The organism is Cellulosimicrobium sp. CpK407, assembly GCF_051844275.1.
GTDB classification, from domain to species: domain Bacteria; phylum Actinomycetota; class Actinomycetes; order Actinomycetales; family Cellulomonadaceae; genus Cellulosimicrobium; species Cellulosimicrobium cellulans_G.
On record NZ_JBGNYC010000023.1, the window covers coordinates 1 to 15,285 of the forward strand.

At 73.2% G+C, this 15,285-nt stretch carries 15 protein-coding genes; 3 read left to right on the forward strand and 12 right to left on the reverse strand.

Annotated elements, in window-relative coordinates; translation table 11 throughout:
* Together ABWU78_RS11540 and ligD are read left to right on the forward strand one after the other, a co-directional pair.
* On the forward strand, positions 1-576 hold a 576-nt coding region (locus tag ABWU78_RS11540; protein WP_439158443.1), incomplete at its 5' end, for a hypothetical protein.
* A 10-nt stretch (positions 577-586) separates the two neighbouring features.
* Complete coding sequence (ligD, locus tag ABWU78_RS11545; RefSeq protein ID WP_439158444.1) at positions 587-1,663, forward strand: non-homologous end-joining DNA ligase; 1,077 nt, start codon at positions 587-589, stop codon at positions 1,661-1,663.
* 41 nt (positions 1,664-1,704) lie between these two features.
* On the opposite strand, the gene ABWU78_RS11550 is transcribed toward ligD, so the two are convergent.
* From ABWU78_RS11550 to pdxT, 11 genes are all read right to left on the reverse strand, one after another.
* Positions 1,705-2,811: an ATP-dependent DNA ligase gene (locus tag ABWU78_RS11550; protein ID WP_439158445.1), complete on the reverse strand. Its 1,107-nt coding sequence runs from the start codon at positions 2,809-2,811 to the stop codon at positions 1,705-1,707.
* A 94-nt stretch (positions 2,812-2,905) separates the two neighbouring features.
* Positions 2,906-5,251, reverse strand: a complete 2,346-nt coding sequence (locus ABWU78_RS11555; RefSeq protein ID WP_439158446.1) for a RelA/SpoT family protein — start codon at positions 5,249-5,251, stop codon at positions 2,906-2,908.
* Positions 5,252-5,325: 74 nt separating this feature from the next.
* Complete coding sequence (locus ABWU78_RS11560) at positions 5,326-5,931, reverse strand: adenine phosphoribosyltransferase (protein ID WP_253049292.1); 606 nt, start codon at positions 5,929-5,931, stop codon at positions 5,326-5,328.
* Entirely contained in the window at positions 5,928-7,043 is a 1,116-nt protein-coding gene (gene secF / locus ABWU78_RS11565; RefSeq protein ID WP_253049290.1) for a protein translocase subunit SecF, read from the reverse strand. The genes ABWU78_RS11560 and secF overlap by 4 nt, the downstream gene beginning before the upstream one ends.
* Positions 7,043-9,067 carry a protein translocase subunit SecD gene (gene secD / locus ABWU78_RS11570; protein ID WP_439158447.1) on the reverse strand — a complete coding sequence of 675 codons (2,025 nt, stop codon included), beginning with the start codon at positions 9,065-9,067 and terminating at the stop codon, positions 7,043-7,045. Before secD ends, secF begins: the two co-directional genes overlap by 1 nt.
* Positions 9,068-9,145: 78 nt before the next feature.
* Positions 9,146-9,595 carry a preprotein translocase subunit YajC gene (gene yajC, locus ABWU78_RS11575; RefSeq protein ID WP_253049286.1) on the reverse strand — a complete coding sequence of 150 codons (450 nt, stop codon included), beginning with the start codon at positions 9,593-9,595 and terminating at the stop codon, positions 9,146-9,148.
* Between the two features lie 209 nt (positions 9,596-9,804).
* The gene (gene ruvB / locus ABWU78_RS11580; RefSeq protein ID WP_374614225.1) at positions 9,805-10,857 is read right to left on the reverse strand and encodes a Holliday junction branch migration DNA helicase RuvB; all 1,053 of its coding nucleotides are present in this window, start codon (positions 10,855-10,857) and stop codon (positions 9,805-9,807) included.
* 26 nt (positions 10,858-10,883) lie between these two features.
* A complete protein-coding gene (ruvA, locus tag ABWU78_RS11585; RefSeq protein WP_353709341.1) occupies positions 10,884-11,522 on the reverse strand; it encodes a Holliday junction branch migration protein RuvA in 639 nt (212 codons plus the stop codon).
* Positions 11,523-11,677: 155 nt separating this feature from the next.
* Complete coding sequence (gene ruvC / locus ABWU78_RS11590; protein WP_353709342.1) at positions 11,678-12,247, reverse strand: crossover junction endodeoxyribonuclease RuvC; 570 nt, start codon at positions 12,245-12,247, stop codon at positions 11,678-11,680.
* A 210-nt stretch (positions 12,248-12,457) separates the two neighbouring features.
* The gene (locus ABWU78_RS11595) at positions 12,458-13,219 is read right to left on the reverse strand and encodes a YebC/PmpR family DNA-binding transcriptional regulator (RefSeq protein ID WP_141388083.1); all 762 of its coding nucleotides are present in this window, start codon (positions 13,217-13,219) and stop codon (positions 12,458-12,460) included.
* Positions 13,220-13,225: 6 nt separating this feature from the next.
* Entirely contained in the window at positions 13,226-13,876 is a 651-nt protein-coding gene (gene pdxT, locus ABWU78_RS11600; protein ID WP_439158448.1) for a pyridoxal 5'-phosphate synthase glutaminase subunit PdxT, read from the reverse strand.
* Positions 13,877-14,077: 201 nt separating this feature from the next.
* Between pdxT and ABWU78_RS11605 the strand changes: the two genes are divergently transcribed.
* The gene (locus ABWU78_RS11605) at positions 14,078-14,629 is read left to right on the forward strand and encodes a hypothetical protein (RefSeq protein WP_439158449.1); all 552 of its coding nucleotides are present in this window, start codon (positions 14,078-14,080) and stop codon (positions 14,627-14,629) included.
* Positions 14,630-14,681: 52 nt separating this feature from the next.
* Here the strand turns inward: ABWU78_RS11605 and ABWU78_RS11610 are convergent, their stop codons facing one another.
* Complete coding sequence (locus ABWU78_RS11610; RefSeq protein WP_439158450.1) at positions 14,682-15,245, reverse strand: NUDIX hydrolase; 564 nt, start codon at positions 15,243-15,245, stop codon at positions 14,682-14,684.
* Positions 15,246-15,285 lie beyond the last annotated feature (40 nt).

The following is a 15,285-nucleotide window of genomic DNA, read 5'->3' on the forward strand; positions in this document are numbered from 1 at the left end:
CGCCTCCTCGCCCCCCGCAGCACCGATGTGGGGCTCTTGTTCGTGCCCGCCGACGTCGGCGGGCACGCGGCCTTCCAGGACCTCGTACGGTCCGGTGCGCTCCGACTCCTCTGGGGCGACGTCGCCGCACCCGCGCTCGTGCCGGACACGCCGACCCTCCGCGCGCTCGCCGTCCGTGACCTCGTCCCGCCGGGGACCGTTCTCGCCGGGAGCGCCGCGGCCTGGGTGCTGTGCGGGTCGACCGCGCCGCGCGTGCTCGACGTCGTGTACCCGCCCGGTCGGCACCGTCCCGCGCCGCTCACGGGCCGGGCCCCGCGCCAGTCCCACGTGCTGCGCGACGACCGCACCCTGGTCGCGGGCGTCCTGGTGACGTCGGTCGTGCGGACCGCCCTGGACGTCGCCACGCGCTGCGAGCCCGCCGAGGCGCTCACGACCCTCCGCCGGCTACGCGACGTGTGCGGGCTGGAGCCGCGGGTCGCGACCCGGTCGCTCGAGCTGCGCCACCGGTGGGCCGGACGGCCGCAGGCACGGCGCACCCTCGCGCTCCTGCTCGCCGGGGAGGACGACCCGGTCTAGGTTGGTCGGCATGGCCGCAGCCACGACCCCTCCCGTCGAGCTCGACGTCCGCGGCCGGACCGTGCGCGTCACGAGCCCGGACCGCGTCGTCTTCCCTGCCCGCGGGGTGACCAAGCTCGACGTCGTGCAGTACTTCCTCAGCGTCGGGGACGGGATCCTCGGCGCCCTGGTCGACCGTCCGACGACGCTCGAACGCTGGCCCAAGGGCGTGTTCGAGGGTGCACGGATGAGCACGCGCACCGACAACACCGGCGACGCGTTCTACCAGAAGCGCGTCCCCAAGGGCGCGCCGGACTACGTGCGCACCGCCCGCATCGCCTTCCCGAGCGGGCGGACCGCCGACGAGGTGTGCCCGACCGAGCTGGCCGTCGTCGCCTGGGCCGCGAACCTGGGGACCCTGACCTTCCACCCGTGGCCCGTGCGGGGCGAGGACGTCGAGGCCGTGGACCAGCTCCGCATCGACCTCGACCCCCAGCCCGGGACCGACTTCGACGACGCCGTGCGCGTCGCGCCGCACCTGCGCGAGCTGCTCGACGAGCTGGGCCTGCCCGGCTACCCGAAGACGTCCGGCGGCCGCGGCATCCACGTCTTCGTGCCGATCGCGCCCGAGTGGGACTTCGTCGCCGCGCGGCGCGCGACGATCGCGATCGGGCGCGAGCTCGAGCGTCGCCTCGCCGACCAGGTCACCACCAAGTGGTGGAAGGAGGAGCGCGGCGCCAAGATCTTCGTCGACTACAACCAGATGGCGCGCGACCGCACCATCGCCTCGGCGTACTCGATCCGCTCCAACCAGCGCGCGACCGTCTCGGCGCCGCTGCGCTGGGAGGAGCTCGGCGACGTCCACCCGGACGACTTCGACGTGCTGTCGATGCCCGCGCGCTTCGCCGAGGTAGGCGACCTCTTCACGCCGCTGCGCGCCGACCGGGACGACGCGGGGGCGTCGCTCGAGGCAGCGCTCGAGCTGTCCCGGAGGGACGAGGCCGAGCACGGGCTCGGCGACCTCCCCTATCCCCCGGAGTACCCGAAGATGCCGGGCGAGCCCAAGCGCGTCCAACCGAGCAAGGATCGCGACCGGCCCCGCGCCTAGCCCCGAGCGTCCCGACGCCCGGCCGCGGCACGACCCACCCGTCAGACGACGCCGGGAGCGCCTGGCAGGATGTCGGTGAGGTCGTAGCTGACCGGCTCCTCGAGCTGGTCGTACGTGCACGACGACGGGTCGCGGTCGTCGCGCCAGCGCCGGAACTGGGCCGTGTGCCGGAACCGTGTGCCCTCCATGTGGTCGTACGCGACCTCGAGGACGCGCTCGACGCGCAGCGGCGTGAACGACAGGTCCTTGCCGGAGCTCCACCGCGACACCGCGCCGGGCATCCGCTCGCCCGCGGGGTTCTCCCAGCCGGACCAGGGGTGCGCGTCGGCTTCCGGCGTGCCCGGCTCGACGACGAGCGGCGCGAGCTCGGCGACGAGCGCCGCCCGGCGCGCCGCCGGGAACGACGCGGCGACGCCCACGAACTGGAGCTGGCCGGCGTCGTCGTGCAGCCCGAGCAGCAGCGACCCGAGCAGCGGCTTCGCGGGCGTCGACGTCTTGTGCAGCCGGTACCCGGCGAGCACGACGTCCGCCTCGCGCCCGTGCTTGATCTTGAGCATCGCGCGCTTGTTCGGCTGGTACGTCCCGTCGAGCGGCTTGGCGACCACGCCGTCCAGGCCCGCCCCCTCGAACGTGTCGAACCAGTCGCGCGCCACCGCGACGTCGCGGGTCCGCGGGGTGGCGTGCACGTCGGGGCCGTCGAGGCCGAGGGAGTCCAGCACCTCGTGGCGGCGCGCGAGCGGCTGACCCGTCAGGTCGTCGTCGCCGAGCGCCAGCACGTCGAAGACGACGAGCGCGGCCGGCGTCTGCTCGGCGAGGAGGCGCACGCGGGACGCCGCCGGGTGGATGCGCTGCTGCAGGACCTCGAACTCGAGGCGACCGCCGCGCGCGACGACGATCTCGCCGTCGACCACGCAGCGCGCCGGGAGCGCCGCACGCACCGCCTCGACGACCTCCGGGAAGTAGCGCTCCATCGGTCGCGCGTTGCGGCTGTCGAGCCGTACCTCGTCGCCGTCGCGGTACACGATCGCGCGGAACCCGTCCCACTTCGGCTCGTACACGTACCCGCCCTCGACCGCGTCGGGCTCGGGCACCGCCGGCACGGACTTCGCGAGCATGGGCAGCACGGGAGGCATCACGGGCAGGTCCATGTGCCGATGCTGCCACCGGGCGCGCGGCGCGGCACGACGACGCGGCCGGGGCGCCGCTCCGGGAAGCCGCGCTGCATGGGCGGGCGGCTCCGGGTCAGGCCGGGAGCTGCGTCGCTTCGGCGGCCTTCGTCCCGGTGATGCGGTAGACGTCGAACACGCCGTCGACCTTGCGGACCGCGCTGAGCACCTGCGCGAGGTGCGCCGGCTCGGCCATCTCGAAGACGAAGCGCGACATCGCGACGCGGTCGTTCGAGGTCGACACGGTGGCCGAGAGGATGTTCACGTGGTTGTCGGACAGGACGCGCGTGACGTCGGAGAGCAGGCGCGCCCGGTCGAGCGCCTCGACCTGGATCTGGACCAGGAACATCGCGTTGCTGCCGGTGGTCCACGAGACGTCCACGATGCGCTCCGGCTGGTTGCGCAGCCCGACGACGTTCCCGCAGTCCGCGCGGTGCACGCTCACGCCCTGGCCGCGCGTGATGAACCCGATGATCTCGTCGCCCGGGACGGGGGTGCAGCACTTGGCGAGCTTGACCCAGATGTCGTCGACGCCCTTGACCATGACTCCCGGGTCGCCGGTCCGCACGCGGCGCGCGGTGTGCCCGGGGCGCGCGGTCTCCGCGACGTCCTCGACCGTGCCCTCCTCGCCGCCCATCGCCTGGACCAGCTTGGAGACGACGTTCGCCGCCGACACCTGCCCCTCGCCGATCGCGGCGTACAGCGCCGTGACGTCGGCGAAGCGGAGCTCGTTGGCGAGCGCGACGAGCGACTCGTGCGACAGCAGGCGCTGGATCGGCAGGTTCTGCTTGCGCATCGCCTTGGCGATCGCGTCCTTGCCGTGCTCGACGGCCTCCTCGCGGCGCTCCTTGGAGAACCACTGGCGGATCTTGTTGCGCGCGCGGGGGCTCTTGACGAACGCGAGCCAGTCCCGGCTCGGGCCCGCGTTCTCCGACTTCGAGGTGAGGACGTCGACCGAGTCGCCGTTCTCGAGCGTCGAGTCGAGCGGCACGAGGCGCCCGTTGACGCGCGCGCCCATGGTCCGGTGCCCGACCTCGGTGTGCACCGCGTACGCGAAGTCGACCGGGGTCGAGCCGGCGGGCAGCGCCATGACGTCGCCCTTGGGCGTGAAGACGTAGACCTCGGCGCCGCCGATCTCGAACCGCAGCGAGTCGAGGAACTCCGCGGGGTCCGCCGTCTCGCGCTGCCAGTCGACGAGCTGGCGCAGCCACCGCATGTCGTTCGCGGCGGTGTCGTCCTTCGCGGTCTTCCCGCCCGACTTGGCGGTCTCCTTGTACTTCCAGTGCGCCGCGACGCCGTACTCCGCGCGCCGGTGCATCTCGTGCGTGCGGATCTGGATCTCGACCGGCTTGCCGCCGGGGCCGATGACCGTCGTGTGCAGCGACTGGTACATGTTGAACTTCGGCATCGCGATGTAGTCCTTGAACCGCCCGGGCACGGGGTTCCACCGCGCGTGCAGCGCGCCGAGCGCCGCGTAGCAGTCCCGGACGCTATCCACGAGGACGCGCGCACCGACGAGGTCGTAGATCTCCGCGAAGTCGTGCCCGCGCACGATCATCTTCTGGTAGATCGAGTAGTAGTGCTTGGGCCGGCCGGTGACCGTCGCCTTGATCTTCGCGCTGCGCAGGTCCGCCGTGACCTGCTCCCGTACGACGGCCAGGTACTCCTCGCGCGCCGGCGCCCGCTCCGCCACGAGGTGCACGATCTCGTCGTAGACCTTCGGGTACAGGGCCTGGAAGGACAGGTCCTCGAGCTCCCACTTGATCGTGTTCATGCCGAGCCGGTGCGCGAGCGGCGCGTAGATCTCGAGCGTCTCGCGCGCCTTGCGGCCCGCCGACGACGACGACACGTACTTCCAGGTGCGCGCGTTGTGCAGGCGGTCGGCGAGCTTGATGACGAGCACGCGGATGTCGCGCGCCATGGCGACGACCATCTTGCGCACCGTCTCGGCCTGCGCGGCGTCCCCGTACGTCACCTTGTCGAGCTTGGTCACGCCGTCGACGAGCATGGCGATCTCCTCGCCGTACTCCTCGGTGAGCTGCGCGAGCGAGTAGTCGGTGTCCTCGACCGTGTCGTGCAGCAGCGCGGCGGCGAGCGTCGACCCGTCGAAGCCGAGCTCGGCGAGGATCGTCGCGACGGCGACCGGGTGCGTGATGTACGGGTCGCCGCTCTTGCGCAGCTGACCCCGGTGCGCACGCTCCGCGGTCTCGTAGGCGCGCTCGATGACCGTGAGGTCGGTCCGGGGGTGGTTGGTGCGGACGGCCTGGAGCACGGGCTCGAGCGCGGGGCTGCCCGCGTTCGGTCGGGCACCGAAGCGGACGAGGCGCGACCGCACCCCGCGACCGCCGGAACCGCCCGCGCCGGGAGCGGACTGCGCGCCCGCCTTCTCCGGGGCGCGCGACGTCCGGGTGTTCTCGCTCATGCGCGCCTCCTTCCGCAGGCCGGCGATCGCCGACACCGTGTCGGCGACCAGCCGAGACGACCGGAGTGGCAATCCTACGACTCGACGTGGACCAGCGTGGTCACGTCGCGGCCCGCGAGCCGCTCCCGACCACCCAGTCCCTCGAGCTCCAGGAGGAACGCGAGGCCGACGACGACGCCTCCCCCGCGCTCGACGAGCTCGGCGCCTGCGGCCGCCGTGCCCCCGGTCGCGAGCACGTCGTCCACCACCAGAACACGCGCACCGGGCGGCAGTGTTCCCGACCGGAGCTCGATCGTCGCGGTGCCGTACTCGAGGTCGTAGGTCACGGCGTCCGTCGGCGGCGGCAGCTTGCCGGCCTTGCGCAGCGGCACGAAGCCGACGCCCAGGTGCGTCGCGAGCGGGGCTCCGATCAGGAAGCCCCGCGCCTCCATGCCCGCGACGAGGTCGATGCCGCCCGCCGCGCGGGCCACGTCCCCGAGCGCCTCGACGACGTGCCCGAAGGCGGCGCCGTCGGCGAGGAGCCCGGTGATGTCGCGGAACGTGATGCCGGGCCCGGGGTAGTCGGGCACGGCGCGGACGAGCTCGAGCACGCGGGAGGCCCGCTGTGCGCCGAGACCGGCGAGGCCGACGGCCCGCAGGCCGTCCACCTCGCCGGTCGGCGTGTGGTGCAGGTCCGTCATCGGGGACGACGGCGACGCGGCTGCGCCTTGTTGCCCAGGTGCTCGCCCGGCTGGAGCTGACGGTGACCCGCCACGCCCGCCGCGGCGAGCACGGCGTCGTCGTCCGACTCCTCGCCCGCGTCCGCGAGCCGCTCGGCACGCAGGGCCTCGACCTTGCGCGTGTGCGCGGCGATCGCCGGCTCCCGGGTGCGGAGCCAGACCTCGAGCGGCGTCGCGAGGAAGATCGACGACGCGGTGCCGACGGCGATACCGACGAAGAGCGAGAGCGAGATGTCCCGCAGCGTTCCCGCACCGAGGGCGAAGGCACCGATGAAGAGGATGCCCGCGACCGGGAGCAGCGCGACCACACCGGTGTTGATCGACCGGACGAGCGTCTGGTTCACACCGAGGTTGGCACGCTCGGCGTAGGTGCTGCGGGTCTGGTCGAGGATGCCCGCCGTGTTCTCGCGGACCTTGTCGAACACCACGACCTTGTCGTACAGCGAGTAGCCCAGGATCGTGAGGAACCCGATGATGGTCGACGGCGTGACCTCCCACCCCACCGCGGCGTAGACGCCCGCCGAGATGAGCAGGTCGGCGAGCAGCGCGATGATCGCGGCGAGCGACATGCGCCAGGCGCGGAAGTAGATCGCCATGAAGACCGCGACCAGGCCGATGAACACGACGACGCCCCACAGCGCGCGCGACGACACGTCGGCGCCCCAGGTCGGGCCGACGAACGCGCTCGCGACCTCGTTCACGTCGACGCCGTACGCGTCCGCCAGCGCCTGGCGCACCGCGTTGACCTGGTCCTCGTCGGCGAGCTCGGCGGTCTGGACGCGCAGCGCGCTCTCGCCGACGCTCGACACGCGCGGCTCGGCGTCGGGCGCGACCGAGTGCACGGCGTCGACGGCCGGCTCCTGTGACTTGTCCGTGATGCTCGTGACCGTGAACTCCGAGCCGCCGCGGAAGTCGAGACCCAGGTTGAGCCCCTGGACGGCGATCACGATGACGGACAGCAGGCTAAGGACGCCCACGACGATGAACCAGCGCTTGCGCTGCTGGACGATCGGGTAGGACTTGCGCCCCGTGTAGAGGTCGTTGCCCCACTGCGCGAAGCTACGGGCGGCCATCAGCGGTTCTCCTCGTTCTCACCGTCGATGGCGGACGGCGCGGCGTCCGCCGGCCCGTCCGTTCCACCGGGTGCCGGTTCCTGGGCGGCCGCGCGACGCTCGGCCGCGCGCCGCTCGGCGATCGTCAGTCGTCGTCCGTCCTCGGTGCGCGCCGGCGTCCGCGGGGCGGAGCCGGCGAGGACGAGCTCGTCCTCGCCCTTCGCACCGGTGGGCTCCTGCGCGGCCGTGGGGGTGCGACGGTCGGCGGGCTGACCCGGCCCGACCACCTTCCCCGCGCCCACGTAGCGCGGTCCGCGGGTCTGGAGCCGGTCCGGCGAGAGGCCCGACCACTTGTGCCCGTCCCGGAAGAACGGGACGCGCGCGACGAGCTCCATCACCGGGTGCGTGAACCAGAAGACGACGGCGACGTCGATGATCGTCGTGAGACCGAGCGTGACGGCGAAGCCCTGGACGCCACCCACCGCGAGGAAGTAGAGCACGATCGCGGAGATGAGGTTGACGGCCTTCGCGGCGAGGATCGTGCGGCGGGCACGCCCCCAGCCCTTGGAGACCGCCTGCTGGAGCGTGCGCCCGTCGCGCAGCTCGTCGCGGATACGTTCGAAGTACACGATGAACGAGTCCGCGGTGAAGCCGATCGCGACGATGAGGCCCGCGACGCCCGCCAGGGAGAGCCGGTAGCCGATCCCCCATGACATGAGCGCGATGGTCAGGTAGGTGACCACGCCCGCCACGATGAGCGACGCGATGGTGAGGAACCCGAGCATCCGGTACTGGAAGAGCGAGTAGATGAACACCAGCAGCAGACCGATGACTCCGGCGATGAGGCCCTTCTGGAGCTGCTCGCTGCCGAGCGTCGCCGAGATCTGCTCCTGGCTCTGCACCTCGAACGTCAGCGGGAGGGCGCCGAAGTTGAGCTGGTTGGCGAGCGTCGCGGCCGAGTCGCGCGTGAAGCTGCCGGAGATCTCCGCCTTGCCGTCGGGGATGACGGCCTGGGAGACCGGGGCGGAGATGACGAGCCCGTCGAGGACCATCGCGAACTGGTTCTGCGGGGCCGGCAGCGACGTGAGGCGCGTGGTGACCTCGCGGAACTCCTTGGTGCCCTCGGAGTCGAACTCGAGGTTGACGACCCACTCGTTCGTGACGACGCCGTTCTGCCCGACGCGCAGGCCGGAGTTCGCGTTCGAGATGTCGGTGCCCTCGATCTCGACTGGGCCGAGGATGTACTTGGCCGAGCCGTCGTCGGCGCACGAGACGAACGCGGAGTCGGTCGGGCCGCTGTCGCCGCCGACCTGGTTCTCCGGCAGGGTGCAGTCGAGCGCGTCGAACTCCGCCTGCAGCTCCGGCGTGATCTGCGCCAGGTCGCTGGGGTTCTCCGGGCGGGTCGCCTCCGTGTCGGTCCCGGTCGTCGCGTCGTCGGCGGGGGCGTCCGTCGCCTCGTCCGCCGCGGGATCGGTGGCCTCGTCAGCAGCCGGGTCCGTGGCCTCGTCCGCCGCGGGGTCCGTCGCCTCGTCGGTCGCGGGGTCCGCGGACTCGGTCGCGGGGTCCGCGCTCTCCTCCGTCGCTGCCTCGTCGCCCGTCGCGTCCTCGGCGGGCGTCGCGGTCGGCATGCCGACCGCGAGGACCGGCCGGAACCGCATCTGCGCCGAGGCGCTGACGAGGTCGATCGTCTCCTGGGTCGGCTGGCCCGGGATGCCGACGACGATCTTGTCGCGCCCCTGGCTCGTGATCTCCGTCTCGGAGACGCCCTGCGCGTCGATGCGCTGGCGGATGACGTTGATCGCCTGGTTGATCGTCTCGGGGGTGACTGCGGACGCGTCCTCCGTCACGGGCTGCAGGACGATCTGCGTCCCGCCCTCGAGGTCGAGCGCGAGCGCAGGGGCGAAGGAGGCGCCTCCCGGGTTGTCCGCCGAGCGGCCGTCCGTCTTGGTCCCTGCGAAGAGCACGCCGAATAGGACGACGCTCAGGAGCAGGAACAGGACGATCGTCCGGACGGGCCGGGAACGGCGCGTGCTGGAGTTGGCCAACTGTCTGTCTCTTCTCGTGCGGTCGGCCGGGAGGCCGACCAGGTCAGGCGCCGGTCGCTCGGGGCGACCGGCGCACGGTCACTTGCTCTCGGTGCCTTCGTCGCGACGGTCACGGTCCTTGTCCGTGGGCCCGCCGGTCAGGCCGGACAGGTCGTCGGGGACGACGAGGTCGTCGACGTCCTCCTTGGACCCGGACGGCGCGCTGCCGTAGAGCGCGTCGCCGTCGGTCGCCTCGTCGGACGCCGACTCCTCCTCCTCGGGCTCGACCGGCGGGTCGACGAGCTTCGCGATGGCGGCCCGGAGCCACCGGGACTGGTTGCCCGGCGTCGACTCGATCGTGATGACGTCGGCGTCCTCGTCGACGTCGACGATCGTGCCGAACATGCCGGAACCCGTCATCACCTCCTGCCCGGGGGCGAGGTTCGCCCGGAAGTTCTGGGCCTCGCGCTGCTGCTTGCGGGTGCGGCTGGTCATGAGGAACATCGCGCCCGCCGCGAGGGCGAGGATGAGGATGAAGCTGATATCCATGACGGAGTCTCGTGTCCTGTTCTGTGCGGGATCTGCGCGCAGTCTAGGCGTGCGCGCACGGTTCACCAACGAGCCGTCCCGCCGGGGAGTTCCGCCCGCTCGGGCCCCACCCATTCTAGGACCACGTTCGGCGCACCTGTGACCGTCGTCACGGGACGCGCGCCGGACGCGCGGACGGGCTCGCCTCCGGGCTCCCGACGGGACCGCCGTCAGGCGTCGAACAGGGTGCCGCCCTCGCGCGGCGGCGTGAGCCCCAGGTGCGCCCAGGCGGCGGGCGTCGCGACCCGGCCCCGGGGAGTCCGTCCGATCAGACCTTCGCGCACCAGGTACGGCTCGGCGACCGTCTCGACCGTCTCCGCCTCCTCGCCGACCGTCACGGCGAGCGTCGTCAGCCCGACCGGGCCGCCGTTGAAGCGCGTGCACAGGGCCGTCAGGACCGCCCGGTCGAGGCGGTCCAGGCCGATGGGGTCCACCTCGTAGACCTCGAGCGCTGCGCGCGCGGCCGCGAGGTCCATGCTCCCGTCGCCGCGGACCTGCGCCCAGTCGCGCACGCGCCGCAGCAGGCGGTTGGCGATGCGGGGCGTGCCCCGCGAGCGACCGGCGATCTCGCGCGCGGCGTCCGGGTCGAGCACGACGCCGAGCAGCCCGGCGGACCGGGAGAGCACGCGCTCGAGCTCCTCGCTCGAGTAGAAGTCGAGGTGCCCGGTGAACCCGAACCGGTCGCGCAGCGGCGCCGGCAGCAGGCCCGCGCGCGTCGTGGCACCGACGGCGGTGAAGGGCGGCAGCGAGAGCGGGATCGCGCTCGCGCCCGCGCCCTTGCCCACGACGACGTCGACCCGGAAGTCCTCCATCGCCATGTAGAGGAGCTCCTCCGCGGGCCGCGCGAGGCGGTGGATCTCGTCGATGAAGAGCACCTCGCCCTCCTCGAGCGAGGACAGGACGGCCGCGAGGTCCCCGGCGTGCTGGATCGCCGGCCCGGACGTGACGCGCAGCGACGTCCCGAGCTCCGCCGCGATGATCATGGCGAGCGTCGTCTTCCCGAGCCCGGGTGGCCCGGACAGCAGCACGTGGTCCGGCGAGCTCCCGCGGGCGAGCGCGGCCTGGAGCACGAGCGAGAGCTGGTCGCGCACGACGGCCTGCCCGACGAACTCCTCGAGCCTGCGGGGGCGCAGCGCCGCCTCGGCGGCGCGCTCGAGGTCGTCCGCTCCCGCCGCGACGATCCGCTCGGACGAGAACGTGCCGTCCCCGCCGAAGCCGTCCACGCCCACCTGGTCGAAGTTCGCCACGGTCAGCCCCTCGGTCCGCCGAGGACGCGCAGCGCGGCACGCAGCGCGCCGGCCACGTCGGGCGCCTCGACGACGTCGACACCGGCCTCGGCGAGGACGGTGGAGACGGCGTCGTCCGCGGCCTTGAGGTTCCAGCCGAGCCCGACGAGCGCCTCGACCACCTGGTCCCGACGGTCGTCGACCGGGCGCGGGCCGGTCCCGGTGGCCGGCGCGCCCGCCCCGGGGGCGTCGGCCCCGGTGGGCGGCCCGAGCTTGTCGCCCAGCTCGAGCGCGATCCGCTGCGCGCCCTTGGTGCCGATGCCGGGGACACGCACCAGGGCGGCGATGTCGCCACCTCCCACGGCGCGTCGCAGGGCGTCGGGCGTGTGCACCGCGAGCATCGCGAGCGCGAGCCGCGGCCCGACGCCGCTGACGGTCTGGACGGTCTCGAAGACGGTCCGCTCGTCGTCGTCGGCGAACCCGTAGAGGGTGAAGGAGTCCTCGCGGACCACGAGGCTCGTCGCGAGCCGAGCGTCCTCGCCCACGCGCAGGCCCGCGAGGGTCGCCGGCGTGGCGTGCACGAGGTAGCCCACTCCCCCGACCTCGAGCACGGCGCGGTCGAGCTGGACGCTCGCCACGACTCCGCTCAGCGACGCGATCACCCAGGCTCCTCTCCCGGTCGGCTCCGCCGACCTGGTCCGATGGTCCGCCGGCGCGACGACCGCGGACGGCGCCGAGAAGGTGTGTCGAACACCCGTACGACCGCGGTCACTCTAGCAAGGTGCGCCCACGCCCCGGCCGACCGACACGGGCGCCGTCAGCGCGGTGCCCGCCGGGCCTTCGCCGCGTGCTCGGCCGCGGCCCAGGCACGCTGCGCCGGCGTCAGCTCGTGCCGCTCGCCGCCCTGGAGCGCGCCCGAGGGTCGCCACAGGTGGCAGATCGCGAGCGCGAGCGCGTCGGCGGCGTCCGCGGGCCTCGGCGGCTCCGCGAGCCCCAGGATGCTCGCGACCATGCGCTGGACCTGCTCCTTGCCCGCGCGCCCGCTCCCCGTGACCGCAGCCTTGACCTCGGACGGCGTGTGCAGCGCGACGGGGACGCCCCGCTTTGCCGCGCCGACCATCGCGAGACCCGCGGCCTGGGCCGTGCCCATCACGGTCCCGACGTTGTGCTGGGCGAACACGCGCTCGACCGCGACGACGTCCGGAACGTGCTCGTCGAACCACGCGTCGAGCCGCTCCGCGATCCGCAGCAGCCGCAGGTCCACGCTGAGGTCCGGGTCCGTCCGGATCACGCCGACGGCCACGAGCTCGGCCCGCCGCCCCCGCGCGGAGTCCACCACCCCGACGCCGCACCGGGTCAGCCCAGGATCCACACCGAGAACGCGCACCCCGCTAGCCTCCCACGAGCCGACGACGGAACCTCGGCGCCTCGCGGGCACGCACCGAGGTGAGCCGACACCGGCGGGGTGGGTGGGACGCGCGCGGTCGTGGCGGGCCTGGCGGGAGCCGCGAGGGACGAGCGGCGGATGGTAGACCGCGCGCGTCCCACCCACCCCGCACCCAGGGCGACCAGACCTCACCTCGGGCGAACCCAGCGGTCAGTCGTCGTTCTCGAGCTCCGCCATGACCTCGTCCGACGCGTCGAAGTTCGCGTAGACGTTCTGCACGTCGTCGCTGTCCTCGAGCGCGTCGATGAGGCGCAGGATCTTGCGCGCGCCGTCGGCGTCGACCTCGACCTCCATGGACGGGTGCCAGATCGAGTCGGCGGAGTCGTACTCGAGCCCCGCCTCCTGGATCGCCGTGCGCACGGCGACGAGGTCGCTCGCCTCGCACAGGACCTCGATGACCTCGCCGGAGTCGGTGACCTCCTCGGCGCCCGCCTCGAGCGCGGCGAGCATGACGTCGTCCTCGGTCACGCCGTCCGCCTTCGGCACGACGACGAGGCCCTTGCGCGAGAAGAGGTAGGACACGGAGCCCGGGTCGGCGAGGTTGCCGCCGTTGCGGCTGAACGCGAGGCGGACCTCGGAGGCCGCCCGGTTCTTGTTGTCGGTGAGGCACTCGACCAGGACGGCGATGCCGTTGGGGCCGTAGCCCTCGTACATGATCGTCTGGTAGTCGACGGCGTCGGCGCCCGTGCCGGACCCGCGCTTGACGGCGCGGTCGATGTTGTCGTTGGGGACCGACGACTTCTTCGCCTTCTGGATGGCGTCGAACAGCGTCGGGTTGCCCGCGGGGTCACCGCCGCCGGTGCGCGCCGCGACCTCGATGTTCTTGATGAGCTTCGCGAAGAGCTTGCCGCGCTTGGCGTCGATGGCCGCCTTCTTGTGCTTGGTCGTGGCCCACTTGGAGTGCCCTGACATGCGTTCCTACCCCTTCGAAATTCTGACGAACAGCTCGTGCACGCGCGCGTCCCCGGAGATCTCCGGGTGGAACGAGGTGGCGAGCAGCGATCCCTGCTGGACTGCGACGATCCTACCGGCGGCGGCCGCGGGGATGCCGGGCGCCTCGTGATCGGGGATGCGCGCGAGCACGTCGACGCCCGGGCCGACCTCCTCGACCCACGGCGCGCGGATGAACACCGCGTGCACGGTGCCCGCCCCCTCGGCCCCGGCGCGACCGCCGTCCTGGGGGGCGATGCCGGCGAACGCGAGGTCGGTCTCGAACGAGTCGACCTGCCGGCCAAAGGCGTTGCGCCGGACCGTCACGTCGAGCCCGCCGATGGTCCGCTGGTCGGCCGTGCCGCCGAGGATGCGGTCCGCGAGCAGGATCATGCCGGCGCACGAGCCGTAGACCGGCAGGCCCTCGGCGATGCGTGCGCGCAGCGGCTCGTCGAGCTCGAAGATCCGCAGGAGCTTCTCGATGGTGGTCGACTCGCCCCCGGGGAGCACGAGCCCGTCGACCGCGGCGAGCTCCTCGGGGCGCCGCACGCCGACCGTGCGCGCGCCGGCGGCCTCGAGCGCGGCGCGGTGCTCGCGCACATCGCCCTGCAGCGCCAGGACTCCGATCGTGGTCGTCACGAACGGGAATGATACGTCCGTCGCCGCCCGCACCCCGCCACACCGGTTGCTAGCCTCGCCGTCGTGACCACTCCGCCCGGCCCCGGACCGACACCGCCGTATCCTGCCCAGCCGCCGTCCGGGTATCCCGGTCCTTCGGTCCCGTACCCCGGTCTCCCGCCCCGTCCGCCGCGGAGCACGCGCGGCGCGACGGTCCTGATCGTGGTCGGCGCGGTCCTGCTGGCGGTCGCGCTCGTCGCCGGCGTCCTGGGCGCCACGACCTTCCTGCGGGCGCTGCCGACGGGCGTCGTCGACAGCACGGGCGCCCCCGGCTCGGCCGCGCTCGCCTCCGGCGACGTCCCGGGCGAGGCGGACGTCGCGCTCTCGGGCGGTCGACCGTTCAGCGTGTGGGCGGTCGTGCCGATCGGCGCCGAGGGGTTCGACGCCGACGACGTCACCGTGACCTGCCCCGACGGCGACCTCGACGTGCGGCACCCCTCCGTCTCCGGGAGCTCCGGCTTCGGCTCGCACGAGGCGACGACCGTCGCCGAGGTGACCTCGCCGTCGGCCCAGACGTGCACCGTGGCCGTCGCCCAGGGCGACGCGTCCCCCGGGGCGACGTTCGTCGTCACCGAGGGCTGGCAGTTCGGCGAGTTCTTCGCGACGGTCGGCGGCACGATCCTGCTGTGGTTCGTGGCGATCGGCGGGGCGGTCCTCGGTCTGGGGCTCCTCGTCGGCGGGATCGTGTGGCGGGTCGTCGCCCGTCGTCCGTAGCACCGGGCAGGCACTCGCGCGCCGCGGCGGGACTGCCGCGTCAGCCCGGACCTCAGTCCTCGCGAGCCGTCCCGAGGTGGTGCGTGACGCCGTCCCACCCGCCCAGCAGCGGCGCGACGAGGTCGGCCAGGCCCTCGGGGAACACCTCGATCTCGACGCCGCGCAGGTCGTCGAGCGACCACCAGCGCATCTCGTCGACGACGTCGTGCTCGACGGCGGTCCACCCGTCCCGGCTCAGCTCGCCGCGGGCGGTGGTGCCGTCCGTGCGCGCGAGGAAGAGCACCTCGTCCTGGCGGCAGTGCCGGCGGTAGAAGTCGAAGATCGCGCTGCGCGTGTAGACCGGACCCACGAGCGCGTCCGGGTCGAGCCGGATCCCGGTCTCCTCGTGGACCTCGCGCAGCGCCGCGTCGCGGTCGCTCTCACCGGGGTCGACGCCCCCGCCGATGGTGAACCACCACGAGCGCTCGGGCTGGTCGACGTCGTGCCCGCGGGCCAGGAGGATCCGGTCGGCGTCGTCGAGGAGCAGGACGCGGGCGCCCCGACGGAAGTAGAGCCCGTCGTCCCCGAGAACCCAGTCGGGTCCCAGGGACGACGGCGCTCCGGCGGCCTCGGCCATGTGCGCGCGTCAGCCGTCCGTCGCCGGCACGGCGACGGAC